Source organism: Streptomyces globisporus (assembly GCF_003501885.1).
Classification (GTDB): domain Bacteria; phylum Actinomycetota; class Actinomycetes; order Streptomycetales; family Streptomycetaceae; genus Streptomyces; species Streptomyces globisporus_D.
On the sequence record NZ_QWFA01000036.1, the window covers coordinates 69,272 to 82,319 of the forward strand.

Annotated in this window: 14 protein-coding genes and 2 pseudogenes; 8 read left to right on the forward strand and 8 right to left on the reverse strand. The window is 72.5% G+C overall.

The genetic code is table 11. The features are described from left to right. Positions 1 to 126: 126 nt before the first annotated feature. From D3105_RS09085 to D3105_RS09105, 5 genes are all read right to left on the reverse strand, one after another. Entirely contained in the window at positions 127 to 1,128 is a 1,002-nt protein-coding gene (locus tag D3105_RS09085; RefSeq protein ID WP_118901895.1) for a CU044_5270 family protein, read from the reverse strand. Next, positions 1,116 to 1,772 carry an RNA polymerase sigma factor gene (locus tag D3105_RS09090; protein ID WP_118901898.1) on the reverse strand — a complete coding sequence of 219 codons (657 nt, stop codon included), beginning with the start codon at positions 1,770 to 1,772 and terminating at the stop codon, positions 1,116 to 1,118. Before D3105_RS09090 ends, D3105_RS09085 begins: the two co-directional genes overlap by 13 nt. Before the next feature lie 129 nt (positions 1,773 to 1,901). Further along, positions 1,902 to 2,300 (reverse strand): VOC family protein, encoded by a 399-nt coding sequence (locus D3105_RS09095; RefSeq protein WP_118901901.1) that lies wholly within the window; start codon positions 2,298 to 2,300, stop codon positions 1,902 to 1,904. A gap of 3 nt (positions 2,301 to 2,303) precedes the next feature. Beyond that, on the reverse strand, positions 2,304 to 2,495 hold the full coding sequence (locus D3105_RS09100) for a DUF397 domain-containing protein (RefSeq protein WP_118901904.1): 192 nt from the start codon (positions 2,493 to 2,495) through the stop codon (positions 2,304 to 2,306). After that, entirely contained in the window at positions 2,492 to 3,334 is an 843-nt protein-coding gene (locus D3105_RS09105; RefSeq protein ID WP_118901981.1) for a helix-turn-helix domain-containing protein, read from the reverse strand. Before D3105_RS09105 ends, D3105_RS09100 begins: the two co-directional genes overlap by 4 nt. Before the next feature lie 141 nt (positions 3,335 to 3,475). Here D3105_RS09105 and D3105_RS09110 point away from each other — a divergent pair, with 141 nt between their 5' ends. Beyond that, positions 3,476 to 3,895, forward strand: coding sequence for an ATP-binding protein (locus D3105_RS09110; protein WP_118901907.1), 420 nt, complete (start codon positions 3,476 to 3,478; stop codon positions 3,893 to 3,895). Positions 3,896 to 4,235: 340 nt separating this feature from the next. Here the strand turns inward: D3105_RS09110 and D3105_RS09120 are convergent, their stop codons facing one another. Further along, on the reverse strand, positions 4,236 to 4,919 hold the full coding sequence (locus D3105_RS09120) for a TetR/AcrR family transcriptional regulator (protein WP_118901910.1): 684 nt from the start codon (positions 4,917 to 4,919) through the stop codon (positions 4,236 to 4,238). Positions 4,920 to 4,981: 62 nt separating this feature from the next. On the opposite strand from D3105_RS09120, the gene D3105_RS09125 reads away from it, so the two are divergent. Next, positions 4,982 to 5,608: a class I SAM-dependent methyltransferase gene (locus tag D3105_RS09125; protein WP_118901913.1), complete on the forward strand. Its 627-nt coding sequence runs from the start codon at positions 4,982 to 4,984 to the stop codon at positions 5,606 to 5,608. A 20-nt stretch (positions 5,609 to 5,628) separates the two neighbouring features. On the opposite strand, the gene D3105_RS09130 is transcribed toward D3105_RS09125, so the two are convergent. After that, on the reverse strand, positions 5,629 to 6,168 hold the full coding sequence (locus tag D3105_RS09130; protein ID WP_206272694.1) for a hypothetical protein: 540 nt from the start codon (positions 6,166 to 6,168) through the stop codon (positions 5,629 to 5,631). A gap of 129 nt (positions 6,169 to 6,297) precedes the next feature. Between D3105_RS09130 and D3105_RS09135 the strand changes: the two genes are divergently transcribed. The 3 genes and pseudogenes from D3105_RS09135 to D3105_RS09145 form a co-directional block, all read left to right on the forward strand. Next, the gene (locus tag D3105_RS09135) at positions 6,298 to 7,656 is read left to right on the forward strand and encodes a BTAD domain-containing putative transcriptional regulator (RefSeq protein ID WP_118901916.1); all 1,359 of its coding nucleotides are present in this window, start codon (positions 6,298 to 6,300) and stop codon (positions 7,654 to 7,656) included. A 122-nt stretch (positions 7,657 to 7,778) separates the two neighbouring features. Beyond that, positions 7,779 to 8,129 carry a YciI family protein gene (locus D3105_RS09140; RefSeq protein WP_118901919.1) on the forward strand — a complete coding sequence of 117 codons (351 nt, stop codon included), beginning with the start codon at positions 7,779 to 7,781 and terminating at the stop codon, positions 8,127 to 8,129. Positions 8,130 to 8,134: 5 nt separating this feature from the next. Then, positions 8,135 to 8,851 (forward strand): annotated as a pseudogene (locus D3105_RS09145) (RNA polymerase sigma factor); the annotation flags it as partial. On the opposite strand, the gene D3105_RS36000 reads toward D3105_RS09145, so the two are convergent. Then, positions 8,737 to 9,021: a DUF6596 domain-containing protein gene (locus D3105_RS36000; RefSeq protein WP_425315727.1), complete on the reverse strand. Its 285-nt coding sequence runs from the start codon at positions 9,019 to 9,021 to the stop codon at positions 8,737 to 8,739. The pseudogene D3105_RS09145 and the gene D3105_RS36000 overlap by 115 nt on opposite strands. Between D3105_RS36000 and D3105_RS09150 the strand changes: the two are divergent. From D3105_RS09150 to glmS, 3 genes and pseudogenes are all read left to right on the forward strand, one after another. Next, positions 8,980 to 9,525, forward strand: a pseudogene (locus tag D3105_RS09150) (DUF6596 domain-containing protein); the annotation flags it as partial. The gene D3105_RS36000 and the pseudogene D3105_RS09150 overlap by 42 nt on opposite strands. A gap of 184 nt (positions 9,526 to 9,709) precedes the next feature. Then, a complete protein-coding gene (locus tag D3105_RS09155; protein ID WP_118901922.1) occupies positions 9,710 to 11,083 on the forward strand; it encodes a M14 family metallopeptidase in 1,374 nt (457 codons plus the stop codon). A 115-nt stretch (positions 11,084 to 11,198) separates the two neighbouring features. Next, positions 11,199 to 13,046: a glutamine--fructose-6-phosphate transaminase (isomerizing) gene (gene glmS / locus D3105_RS09160; RefSeq protein WP_118901926.1), complete on the forward strand. Its 1,848-nt coding sequence runs from the start codon at positions 11,199 to 11,201 to the stop codon at positions 13,044 to 13,046. The last annotated feature ends 2 nt before the right edge of the window (positions 13,047 to 13,048 follow it).

The window sequence follows — 13,048 nt, forward strand, 5'->3', positions numbered from 1 at the left end:
TTGACGGAGTGGGGGGTGGGGTCGGTCACGTGGGTGGCGGCCCCTCTCGGAACGGCGGTGGGCCCGGTGTCCGCTCCCCTGTGCCGGACACCGGGCCCACGCCCGGGCTTCGTGCGAGCCGTCCGGTCAGGGCTTCTGGCCCTCGGCGTCGACCACGGCCGCCGCGGTCCTCGCGATATTGCTCAGGATGTCGCCACGCTTGAGGACCGTGCGGTCGGGCCCGTCACTGTCCTCGGGGCCGTAGACCTCGTGTGTCCTGATGACGACCTCGCGCCGGCCCGCGTAGCTGTAGTCGACCGGGTCGATGAGGATCTCGCGCCGCGTGTTCCGGTCGTACCCCCGGGTCACGGCGATGACCTGGCGGCCGAAGGCGTCCCGGATCAGGTGGTCCGTCACGCCGACGCCCTCGATCGTGGCCATCGCCCGGTACATCCGGGCCAGGGCGTCCGGCGGCAGCGGGTAGGACTCCAGCAGGGCGGTCAGGGCGCGGAAGCTGTGGGCGTCCTTGGTCTCGGGAACACTTTCGGGGCCGGTACCGGAGGGAAAGACCTTCCGCAGCTCCGCGAGGAGCGCATCCGGGTCCTCCGGCAGTCCCGCGGCGATCCGGTAGGACTCGCGGGCGGTCCGGTAGTCGGTGTCGGACGTGTCGTTCTCCGCGGCCTTGTCGTCGTACGGAATCCAGGAGTCCGGACTGTAGGACCATCTCGTCTGCTTCCGGATCTCGGCAGGAAGTTCCTTCCAGTACTTCTCCTGCTCAGGGCTTCCCTGCCGGAGATAGATCCACTGGTCCGCCCGCGGCTCCGGAGGGACCTCCTGCCGCTCCAGGAAGTCGGCGGCCTGCCCGAGGGCGCCGGCCGGGCTGGACAGGTCGAGGTCGCCCGCCACGGTCGCCGGACCCGACTGCCGGGGGTCCGAGGTGTCGACGATCTGGGTGACGAAGAGTGCCGCCGCGGTGATCGCCACCACCGCGCCGAGCGAGGCGATCCGCCAGTCGGCCCGCAGCCGGAACGTGCGGCGGCTCCCGCCCTCGATGGAGTCGGTCAGCCGCTTGCGGCCGGGGGCCAGGGCGGCGCGGTGGGGTACGGGGGCATCGGCGCGCAGCTCCCGTAGCCGGGTCATTTCGTCCATGACGGGCTCAGCTCCTGTCCGGCCGTGGGGGGCGATGCGTCGAGCGCCGAGTCGAGCGCGGATGCGAACGCGGGGTTGCTGCTCAGCGCCTCGCGGACCTTGCGGCGGGCCCGGTTCAGCCGGGACCTCACCGTGCCCAGCGGGATCCGCAGCGCCTCGGCCACCTCCTGGTAGCCGAGGTCCGCCCAGGCGACGAGCAGGAGGACGTGCCGGTCGCCGGGGGAGAGCGAGGCCAGCGCCCCCGCGAGCGGCGCCTGGACGGCGACCCGGTCGTCGGAGCGGTCGCTCCACGACGCGGCGACCGGGTCGTGCCCGGTCCGGGCCAGCGCCTTCAGCGCGCGGACCTCGCTACGGCGGTGCTTGCCGATCAGGTTGGCCGCGATGCCGTACAGCCAGGGCCGGGCCAGCCGGTGGGCCGTGTCGTAACGGGCCCGGGTACGGAACGCGATGAGGAACGTCTCCGCCGTGATGTCGTCCGCCGCGCCCTCCCCGAGGCGGCGGGCGGCGTAGCGGTGGATGTCCGGGGCGTGCCGGTCGTAGAGCCCGGCGAACAGTTCGGGCTCGTCGAGGGACTGGGCGATGACGTCGGCGTCGTCCCTGCCGTCGCCCGAGGTGCCCGGGCGGGCCGGAGGTGGTCCGGTCACTGCGCCTCCAGGGTGCGTCGGTCGGTGTGTCTGTCACCCCCTGTTGTCCGCAGCGGCCGGAAAGGTTCACGGGTGGCCCGTGGAGCGAGAGGGCCGGGCCCGCAGCGGGCTGCGGGCCCGGCCCCCGTCTCACGCGTCCTGGGGATACCAGCGCAGCTCGACCGTGTTGCCGTCCGGGTCGAGCACGTAGACGGAGGTGGCCGATCCCCGGGCCCCGAAGCGGGGAACCGGCCCCTCCTTCACCGTGAACACCCCGGAGTCGATCACCTCCTGCCAGTCGAGCGGGTCGACGACGAGGCAGATGTGGTCGACGTTCGACTCGCCGCGCGGACGGTCCAGCAGGTCGATGATCGTCGTCGGGCTGACCCGGACCGAGGGGAACGGGACCTTGCCCTCCCGCCACTCCTCGACCCGGACCGGCTCCAGGCCGAGCGGCCCGCAGTAGAACTCAAGGGCTCGCTCGACGTCTCCGACGTTGAGGACGAGGTGGTCGAAGTCCTTGACCCGGACGACCGGCGGTACGGGCATGGCTCAGGCCTCCGACGCGTACGTCACGAAGTCCGCCCAGGCGGCCGGGGTGAAGCCGAGGTGGGGGCCGCCGGTGGGGAGTTGCTTGGAGTCGCGTACGTGGATGGTGGTGGGGGCGGCGGCGACCTCGACGCAGTCGGGGCCGTCGTTGGTGCTGTAGCTGCTCTTGAACCACGTCAGCTCAGTGGCGCTCATGTCTCTCCCAGCAGTTTCTCGATGAATTCCCGCGACAGCCGGGGCGTGAGGGCCTGCGATCGGATGAGGTTGTAGCGCATCTCCAGGATCTGCACCTGCCTCGGATCGGTGATCAGCCCGCTGATGAGCTGAACCTCGTTGTGCCCGACGGTCTTTCCGTCCCTGAGCTTAAGGATGCGGTGCGAGCCGCCCAGACCCGCGTGCTCCGCCGCGTCCATCGGCATGACCTGGATCTCGACATGCCGCAACTGGCCCAGCTCAAGCAGGTGTTCGAGCTGTCGTCGCAGGACCATTCTGCCCCCGGTCCGCCGCCGGAGCGTCGCCTCTTCCTGGACAAACGTCAGCAGGGGAGCGGGGCGGCGGCCGAAGACCACCTGCCGGGCCATCCGAGCGGCCACCAGGCGCTCGATGTCGTCCTCCGCGTACGCGGGTCGCCGCTGTGCGTACAGCGCGCGGGCGTACTCCTCGGTCTGGAGCAGCCCATGGATCACCACCCCTGCGTACGCGCCGAGTTCGATCGCCTCCGCCTCCAGTTTCGCCAGGTCACGGACCTTCCTCGGATACCGCGCCTCCTCCACGTCCTTCTTCATCGCCGAGATCTTGCCGTTCGCCCCGAGGGCCGTGTCCGTCCTGTCCAGGAACTCCGGCTTCGGGATGCGCCGGCCGCCCTCGACCTTGAAGACCAGGTTCTCGCTGTACCCGATCATCGAGCCCAGCTCGGCGGCGCGTAACCCGGCTTCCTCGCGCCACAGTTTGATCTGCCGGCCCACGGCCGCGATGACGGCTCCGGAGTCGTCCTCCAGGCCGAACTCCCGGTCCTCTTCGGTTCCGTCGATCATCTGCCGTCCCGCCTTCATCCCGTGCGCCCGCGCGGCGGGCACCGTACGTACGGGGACAGGCCTGTACACACCAGGGACAGTGATGGTCCGTACCCGTGTCAGTGCTTCTCAGCGTAGATACGGGCGGCCACGCTGAGTGACGTGAACCGAAAAATCACCCACCCGCGTGCACGCACCGGTCAGTTCGCCGTCCAGCTCTCCGCCACCCGCCGGGGCGCCCGCCTCGCCCGTCTGCTCGCCACCGAGCAACTGCGCTCCTGGGGGCTCCCGCTGGAGGACGCGAGTCTCGTCATCGGCGAGCTGGCCACCAACGCGGCGCTGCACGGGTACGTGCCGGGGCGCGACTTCCGGATCACGCTGAGCGTGTACGACGACGTGTTGCGGATCGAGGTCGCCGACACCCGGGGTGACCGCATCCCGGAAAGGCGGGATCCGGACGCCGACTCCGAGGGCGGGCGGGGGCTGTTGCTCGTCGAGGCGTTGTCAGCGCGATGGGGTACGGAACACGGCCCGTTCCCGCGCAAGACGGTCTGGGCCGAGGTGGCGCTCACCGGATCGTGACAGCCGCGATCCGGTGGGGCGGGCGAGGGGCCGGGAATGTGGGTCACCGGGTCGCGGTCCGCAGCGACGTGGTGACCCACGACGTAGCGCGCCCTCGCGCGCCCCGTCCGCCGGGGTCGTACACATCAACATCCGGCTCACCGACGGCTACACGATCATCTCCAGCCGGCTCTCCCAGCGACCGAGGCCTCTCCCTGCCCGCAGCCATCCCGTCGTCCCGCTCCGGAACCGCGACGACCGCGACCCGGCCTTCCGGTCGTCCGTACCGGGGTGCTGCCGGGAGTGCCGCGATGCCCGGGCGTACGCCGAGCCCTGCCTGATCGGCGCGTGAGGCGGCCGGTCAGTCGTCCGGGCCGGCCGTCCACTCCTCGTCCTTGCAGAGCTGGGCCAGCAGGGCCGTGCAGGCCCATGCCTCCCAGGCGTCCGGGGACCAGCCCCGGTCGCGGGTGAAGATCAGGTACAGCTCGGGGCTGAGCAGCCCGTACAGCAGGTCGGCGGCGCGTGCGGTGTCGACGTCGGGGCGGGCGTCGGGCTTGGAGGTCAGTGCCTCCGCCGCGGCGTGCTGAACGGTGTAGCGCGGGTCGGGGCCGGCGGGCCACTGCGCGGCGATCTCCGGGTCCGTGGCCGCCGCGGCCGCGATCAGCGGGATGACCGGGGCGACCCGGCCGAGGATGCCGCGCACGCCCCGCACGTGGGCGCGCAGTTGTCCGGCCGCGGTCGGCTCCGCGCACGCCGCGCGGAACCAGTCGCGGTCCATCGTGGCGACCGGTTCGACGTCGCCCGCGATCGACGTGTCGACGACGTCCTTGAACAGCGTGCGCTTGTTCCGGAACACGAAGTACACGGTCTGGACGGCCACGCCCGCGCGGTCCGCGACCTCCTGAAGGCTGGTCGCCCCGTACCCCTGCGCGACGAACAGCTCCAGCGCCGCCGCAACGATCTTCTCGCGGGTGCGCCGCGAGCGCTCGTCCCTCTTGCCGGGGCGTCTGGCGTTCTGTCCGTCGGAACCCTTGACCGCATCCATTGCAGGAGCTTATCTCTAGAGTCAAACACTAGAGTCGAACTCTAATCTTCTGGAGGGTCGCGATGAGTGAGCACGGGACTGCTGCCGAGATCGAGCAAGAGGCTTTCGTCCGAGGCGTGCTGGAGGGCTTCTACCGGGACGGCGAGCCGCCGTGGGACAGCGGCGTCACGCCGCCCGAGCTGGTGGCCCTGGTGGAGGGGCCCGGCTCGCTGACGCCGGGGCGGGCGCTCGAACTCGGCTGCGGCACCGGGACCAACGCGGTGTACCTGGCCCGGCACGGCTGGCGGGTGACGGCCGTCGACCTGGTCGAGCTCGCGGTCCGGCAGGCCCGGGAGAAGGCCGACGCGGCCGGAGCGGACGTCACTGTGCTGTGCGGGGACGCCACCCGCCTCGACGAGGTGGGCGTGTCCGGCCCGTACGACCTGTTCTTCGACCTGAGCTGCTACTGCGGGATCCCGCCGCACCGCCGCGACGCCTACGCGGCCGGCCTCACCCGGCGTGCCGCGCCCGGTGCGCGCTTGCTGATGTTCGGGTACGGGCCCGGGGCGTTCGACGACTCGTGGTCCGGCGTGACGGCGGACGAACTCCGAGGCAGGTTCCCCGGGTGGCAGCCGGCCGACGTGACACCCGGGACGAATCCGGTTCCCACCTTCTGGTTCACGCTGGTGCGCGACTCCGCCCCCGCGTGATCGGCGCGTGAATCAGTGGATCAGCCGATCCGGGCGCAGATGCTGTCCGTCCTGACCGCCGGACCGGCCACGGTCTTGATGCCCGTGGGGCTGATGTCGATCGTGTAAGCGCCGTCGACGACGTACAGGCCCCGGGCCAGGCTGCCCTCGCCCACGCCCACCAGGACCGGGCCGAGCACCCGCCAGAGCTGGGCCCCGGAGGCGTACGCGTCGACCAGCGCGGTGCCGCTCACGTCGGCGTCGAAGTGGGCTCCGGTCTCCTTGTTCGTCACGCGGATCACGAGGTCGCCCTTGTAGGCGGTCCTGGTCACCCCCTCGGCGGGCGGGGGCAGTTCGCGGCTGACTACCTCGTCCACGATCGGCTCGCCGTGGACGGCGAACGCGCACCGCTCGCCCGCCGGGACGTCCCAGGGGGCCGAGGGGGCCGGCTCCCAGCCGGAACCCTGGGCGGCGGCGGGCGGGGCCGCTGTCGCGGGGGCCGTGCCGAGTCCGAGTGCCAGCACGGTCAGGCACGCTGTGCCGAAAGCCGTACCAGCCGTGCCGAGAACGTTTTTACGCATGAGAACTCCCCGATCGTCCGTCCGGCAGGCCGGGGTCGCGGCCTGCCCGACGATGATCTGCCGGGGCGCTCACCAAACGCTCACCACGGGGGGTGGCCCCGGGAGCGGGCGCGGCCGGATGCTTTCCCGATGGAATTCCAGTTGCTCGGACCGTTCAACGTCCTCCACCAAGGCCGCCCGGTGGACACCGGTCTGCGCCGTCAGGAACGGTGCCTGCTGGCGGTCCTCGCCCTGGAGGCGGACCGGGCCGTTCCGACCGGGCGGCTCATCGACCTGCTCTGGAACGGCGAGGGCCCGGCCGGGGCCCGGTCCACCCTCCACACCTACGTCGGCAGGCTCCGCGCCGCCCTCGGGCCCGACGGCGTCCACGTCGAGACGCGCAACGACGGCTACCTCCTCCGCCCCGACGGACACCTGATCGACACCCGGGCCTTCGAGGACGGTGTACGGGAGGCCGCGGCGGCCGTGGGCGACGAGGAGCGGGTGCTCCGCTACGACCGGGCGCTGACGCTGTGGCGGGGCGAACTGCTGGCGGACGTCGCGGACGCGTCCCTGCGCGACCGGATCGGGCAACGGCTCGCCGCCCTGCGGCTGTCCGCGGCGGAGGAGCGCGCCCGGCTCCTGCTCTCACTGGGGCGGCACGAGCGGGTCGCCGCCGAGCTGCCGCCGCTCGCCGAGGAGCACCCCGAACGGGAACGCCTCGTCGCCGACAGCATGCTCGCCCTGCACCGCAGCGGCCGGTCCGCCGACGCGCTGCGCCTCTACCGGTCCGTGCGCGGCACCCTGCGGTCCGCCTTCGACGCCGAGCCGGGGCGGGACCTGCGGACCCTGTACGACCGGGTGCGCCGGGACGACCCGGCGCTGCGGCGGGCCGAGACGCCCACGTACGCGGTGCGGGTGCGCGGGGAGTGGCTGCCCTTGAACACCGGCGGGGACCCCGCCCTGGAGTTCTGCAACACGTACGCCGGGTGGGGCGGCGAGCGGCTGCCCGGCTCGGAGTGGCTGCGCGGCTACCGCACGTTCGCCATCTGGGCCGGGCACCTGGATCTCCTCGACGACCGTACGGTCACCCGGCTGCTGCGGAGGGCGCAGGAGCGGCCGGAGGAGGCGAGCGCCGTGCTGGAAGGAGCGCGGGAGTTCCGGGGGGCGCTGTACGGGTGCCTCGTGGGCGAGCCTCGAGTGGGTGAGGGCCGTGGCGGGGGCTTCGGGCGGGTCGCCGAGGTGGTCCAGGAGGCCATGCGCCAGGCCGTCTTCGTCCGGGGCGAGGACGGCCTCGGGCGCTGGAGCCCGCACCCGGATTCCGGGCTCCGGCTGCCGCTGCACGCCGTGGCCCAGCGCGCCGCGGACCTGCTCGCCGACCCCCGCCGCCTCACCGTTCGGTCCTGTCCGGGACAGGACTGCGGGTGGCTGTTCCTCGACGCGGGCGGCCGGCGCCGCTGGTGCAGCCTGGGGGTGTGCGGGCGGCCGGGGGCGGAGGGGGCGTCGTAAAAAGGATGCGGGCGGTGTGTCGATCGGGCCCGGTCCCGTTCGTCGTCATGGTGTAAGCCAGCCCCGAGGGCTGGGACCACAGGGGACCGGACAAGGGTCCCGACAGACGACAGGAGCCGATCATGAAGTACATGCTGCTGATCCACAGCGGGGCCGTCGACGAGCAGGGCGGCGCGCCCTCGTGCACCGTCGAGGACTGGATGGCCTACGACAAGGCCGTACGCGACGCCGGGATCCACGTCTCCGGGGAGTCGCTGGCCGACCTGGTGACCGCGACCACCGTGCGGGTCTCGCCCACGGGGGAGCGGACCGTGACGGACGGGCCGTTCGCCGAGACCAGGGAGCTGTTGGGCGGGTTCCTCGTGATCGACGTGCCCGACCTCGACGCCGCCCTCGACTGGGCCGCGCGCTGTCCCGGGTCGCGCGACGGCGGGGCGGTCGTCGTCCGGCCGGTCGCGGATTTCGGAGCCTGAGAGCGGTGGCGGACGAGGACCTTCCGGCGGTCGGCGGGGCCGCCGAAGCCGTCGAGGCGGTGTTCCGGGAGGAGCGCGGGCTGCTGCTCGCCTCCCTCGTCCGCCGGTTCGGAGACCTGGACCTGGCCGAGGAGGTGACGTCCGAGGCGATCGAGGCGGCGTTGCGCCACTGGCCCGCCGGGGGCGTCCCCGCCCGGCCCGGGGCCTGGCTGCTCACGACCGCGCGGCGCAAGGCCGTGGACCGGCTGCGGCGCGACCAGGCGTACGCGGCCCGGCTCGCCGTCCTCCGGGCCGACGCGGAACGGGACGAGGCCCTCGCGCCCGCTGCCGACGCCACCGGGGCCGGTGAACTGCCGGACGAGCGGCTCCAGTTGTTCTTCACCTGCACGCACCCGGCCCTCGCCGCGGAGGACCGTACCGCCCTCACCCTGCGCTGCCTCGCCGGGCTCACCACACCGGAGGTGGCCCGTGCCTTCCTCGTGCCGACGGCGACCATGGCCCAGCGCATCGTGCGGGCGAAGAAGAAGATCCGCGAGGCCCGGATCCCGTTCCGGGTGCCCGGACCCGACGAATTGCCGGAGCGGCTGCCCGGGGTGCTCCAGGTCGTCTACTCGGTGTTCACCGAGGGGTACGCGGCCAGCTCGGGCCCCCGTCTCCAGCGGCTCGACCTGGCGGAGGAGGCGGTCCGCCTCGCCCGGATACTGCGCCGCCTGCTGCCCGCCGTCCGCGCGTCGCGCCGGGCGTGGACGAGGAGCAGCAGCGCGAGGAGCCCGGCGGTCTCCCGTTCGGCGGGCAGCAGGCGGCGCAGTATCCGGGCGAGGCGGACCGCCTCGAGGCCGCCGGGCTCCTCCGGGAGACCGCCGGGCTCCTCGCGCTGCTGCTCCTCGTCCACGCCCGGCGCGACGCGCGGACGGGCCCGGAGGGCGAGCCGGTGCTCCTGGAGGGGCAGGACCGGGGGCGCTGGGACCGGGCGATGATCGAGGAGGGCCGTGACCTGGTGGTCCAGGCGCTGACCGGCGGACCGGCCGGGCCCTACGGGGTGCAGGCGGCCATCGCCGCCCTGCACGACGAGGCGGCCGACGTGGAGTCCACGGACTGGGTGCAGATCGTGGCCCTGTACGACGTGCTGCTCGCCCTCACGCCGTCCCCCGTGGTGGCGGTGAACCGCGCCGTGGCGGTGGCGATGCGGGACGGGCCGGGGGCCGGGCTCGCGCTGCTGGACGCGTTGGCGGGGGAGCCGAGGCTGCGCACGTACCCGCCGTACGCGGTGGCCCGGGGGGATCTGCTGACCCGGCTGGGGCGGAAGGGGGAGGCGGCGGTCGCGTACCGGGAGGCGCTGGAGGCGGCGGGCACCGAGCCGGAGCGGGCGGCGCTGCGGCGGAAGCTGGGGGAGTAGGCGGGGGCGGGCCCGGCATCTCCGTCCTCCCGGGCTCCCCGCGCCTTTTCCCTGTCGTTTCCCCTTCGGCCAAAAGGGGCGCGATGGCCGGAATCCGCATCTTGACCCGCTCATGACATGACTCCATCCTGTGCCCGTCGCACAGCTCCACCCCCCCACCCCGACGGACCCAGGAGACGCCAGCATGCGACTTGTCACCCCACGGACCTCCCGGCCGAGAACCCGGCCTGCGAGGACCCGCCGCAACACCGCCCTAGCCGTTCTGCTCGCCCTCGGCCTCGCGGCCCCCGCGACCGCCGTGGCCACCGCCGAGCCCTCCGCCCCGAACGCGGCCGTCGCCGCCGACGAGCGGGTGCTCCAGTACGAGATCGCCGGGCGCACCACCCCCGCCGCCCGCACCGACATCGCCCGCGCGGGCGTCTCGATCGACGAGGTGCACGACCACGGCATCGTGATCACCGCGGACGCCGCCCAGGCCAAGAAGCTCCGGGCGCGCGGGCACACCCTGGAGGCCCTGCCCGCGCCCGACGCCCACGCGCATGCCCATGCGGCGGACGGCGTCGGCGTCCAGGACTTCCCGCCCGCCGACTCCCGCTACCACAACTACGCCGAGATGACGGCGGCGATCGACGCCCGCATCGCCGCGAACCCGTCGATCATGAGCAAGCGGGTCATCGGCAAGACGTACCAGGGCCGGGACATCATCGCCGTCAAGGTCAGCGACAACGTCGGTACCGACGAGGCCGAGCCCGAGGTCCTGTTCACCGCCCACCAGCACGCCCGTGAGCACCTGACCGTGGAGATGTCGCTCTACCTGCTGCGCGAGTTCGCCGCCGGCTACGGCACCGACTCCCGGATCACGCAGGCGGTCAACGGCCGTGAGCTGTGGATCGTGCCGGACATGAACCCGGACGGCGGCGAGTACGACATCGCCTCCGGCTCGTACCGCAGTTGGCGCAAGAACCGGCAGCCCAACTCCGGCTCCAGCGCGATCGGCACCGACCTCAACCGCAACTGGGCCTACAAGTGGGGCTGCTGCGGCGGATCCTCCTCCAGCCCGTCCTCGGACACCTACCGCGGCCGGGCCGCCGAGTCCGCGCCCGAGACGAAGGTCGTCGCGGACTTCGTGCGCAGCCGGGTGGTCGGCGGCAAGCAGCAGATCACGGCGGCCATCGACTTCCACACGTACAGCGAACTGGTGCTGTGGCCCTTCGGCTACACGTACAACGACACCGCCCCCGGCATGACCGCCGACGACCGCAACGCGTTCGCGGCCGTCGGCCGGAAGATGGCGGCGAGCAACGGCTACACCGCCGAGCAGTCCAGCGACCTGTACATCACCGACGGGTCGATCGACGACTGGCTGTGGGGCTCGCAGAAGATCTTCGGCTACACCTTCGAGATGTATCCGCGCTCGGCCTCCGGCGGCGGCTTCTACCCGCCCGACGAGGTCATCGAACGCGAGACCTCCCGCAACCGGGACGCGGTGCTGCAACTGATCGAGAACGCGGACTGCATGTACCGGTCGATCGGCAAGGAGGCGCAGTACTGCTCCTAGACCAGGACCCGTAAGGGGCCGAGGAGCGGAACAGCGGGCCGCGCCGGGCGGTGTGACATGCCGCCGGGCGCGGCCCGCCCTGCCGTGGAGCCGCCTCCGGCCTTATGGTGCCGCTATGTGCGGAATCGTGGGTTATGTCGGTATGCAGTCGGCGCAGGACGTCGTCGTCGCAGGACTCAAGCGCCTCGAATACCGGGGCTACGACTCGGCGGGTGTCGCCGTTCTCGCGGACGGCGGGCTCGCCGCCGCGAAGAAGGCGGGCAAGCTCGTCAATCTGGAGAAGGAGCTGGGCGACCGGCCGCTGCCCGCCGGGCGGACCGGGATCGGGCACACCCGGTGGGCGACGCACGGGGCGCCGACCGACGTCAACGCCCATCCGCATCTCGACAACGCGGGCCGGGTCGCCGTCGTGCACAACGGGATCATCGAGAACTTCGCGGCCCTGCGGCGGGAGCTGACCGGGCGCGGGCACGCCCTGGAGTCGGAGACGGACACCGAGGTCGTCGGGCATCTGCTGGCCGAGGCGTTCTCGGCGGGCGGGGACCTCGCGGACGCCATGCGGGAGGTGTGCCGGCGGCTGGAGGGGGCCTTCACCCTCGTCGCCGTGCACGCGGACCAGCCGGACGTCGTCGTCGGCGCGCGGCGCAACTCGCCGCTCGTCGTGGGCGTCGGGCAGGACGAGTGGTTCCTCGCCTCCGACGTCGCCGCCTTCATCGCCCACACCCGCTCCGCGATCGAGCTGGGCCAGGACCAGGTCGTCGAGCTGAGCCCCGAGGGCGTCACCGTCACCGGATTCGACGGGGAGCCCGCCGACGTACGGGAGTACCACGTCGACTGGGACGCCTCCGCCGCCGAGAAGGGCGGCTACGCCTCCTTCATGCTCAAGGAGATCGCCGACCAGCCCCAGGCCGTCGCCGACACCCTCCTCGGCCGGGTCGACGGCGAGGGCGCGCTCCACCTCGACGAGGTCCGCATCCCGGACGTCGAACTCCGCGAGGTCGACAAGGTCGTCATCGTCGCCTGCGGCACCGCGTTCCACGCCGGGATGATCGCCAAGTACGCCATCGAGCACTGGACCCGGCTGCCCTGCGAGACCGAGCTGGCCAGCGAGTTCCGCTACCGCGATCCGATCCTCGACCAGCGCACCCTCGTCGTCGCCATCTCCCAGTCCGGCGAGACCATGGACACCCTGATGGCCCTCCGGCACGCCCGCGAACAGGGCGCGAAGGTGCTCGCCATCTGCAACACCAACGGCTCGACGATCCCGCGCGAATCCGACGCCGTGCTCTACACGCACGCCGGACCCGAAGTCGCCGTCGCCTCCACCAAGGCCTTCCTCACCCAGCTCGTCGCCTGCTACCTCGTCGCCCTCTACCTCGGCCAGGTGCGCGGCACGAAATGGGGCGACGAGATCCGTACGGTGGTGCGTCAGCTCTCCGCGATCTCCGCCGAGGTCGAGAGCGTCCTCACCACCATGGAGCCCGTCCGCGAACTGGCCCGCTCCCTCGCCCACCACGACACCGTCCTCTTCGTCGGCCGGCACGTCGGCTACCCCGTCGCCCTCGAAGGCGCGCTCAAGCTCAAGGAACTCGCCTACATGCACGCCGAGGGGTTCGCGGCCGGCGAGCTCAAGCACGGGCCCATCGCGCTCATCGAGGAGGGCCTCCCGGTCGTCGTCATCGTCCCCTCACCGCGCGGGCGTTCCGTCCTCCACGACAAGATCGTCTCCAACATCCAGGAGATCCGGGCCCGGGGCGCGCTCACCATCGTCGTCGCCGAGGAGGGCGACGACGCCGTCCTCCCGTACGCCGACCACCTCATCACCGTCCCCGCAACGCCTACGCTGCTTCAGCCGCTGGTCGCCACCGTGCCGCTCCAGGTCTTCGCCTGCGAGCTCGCGACGGCCCGCGGCAACGAAGTGGACCAGCCGCGCAATCTGGCGAAGTCCGTGACCGTGGAGTGAGC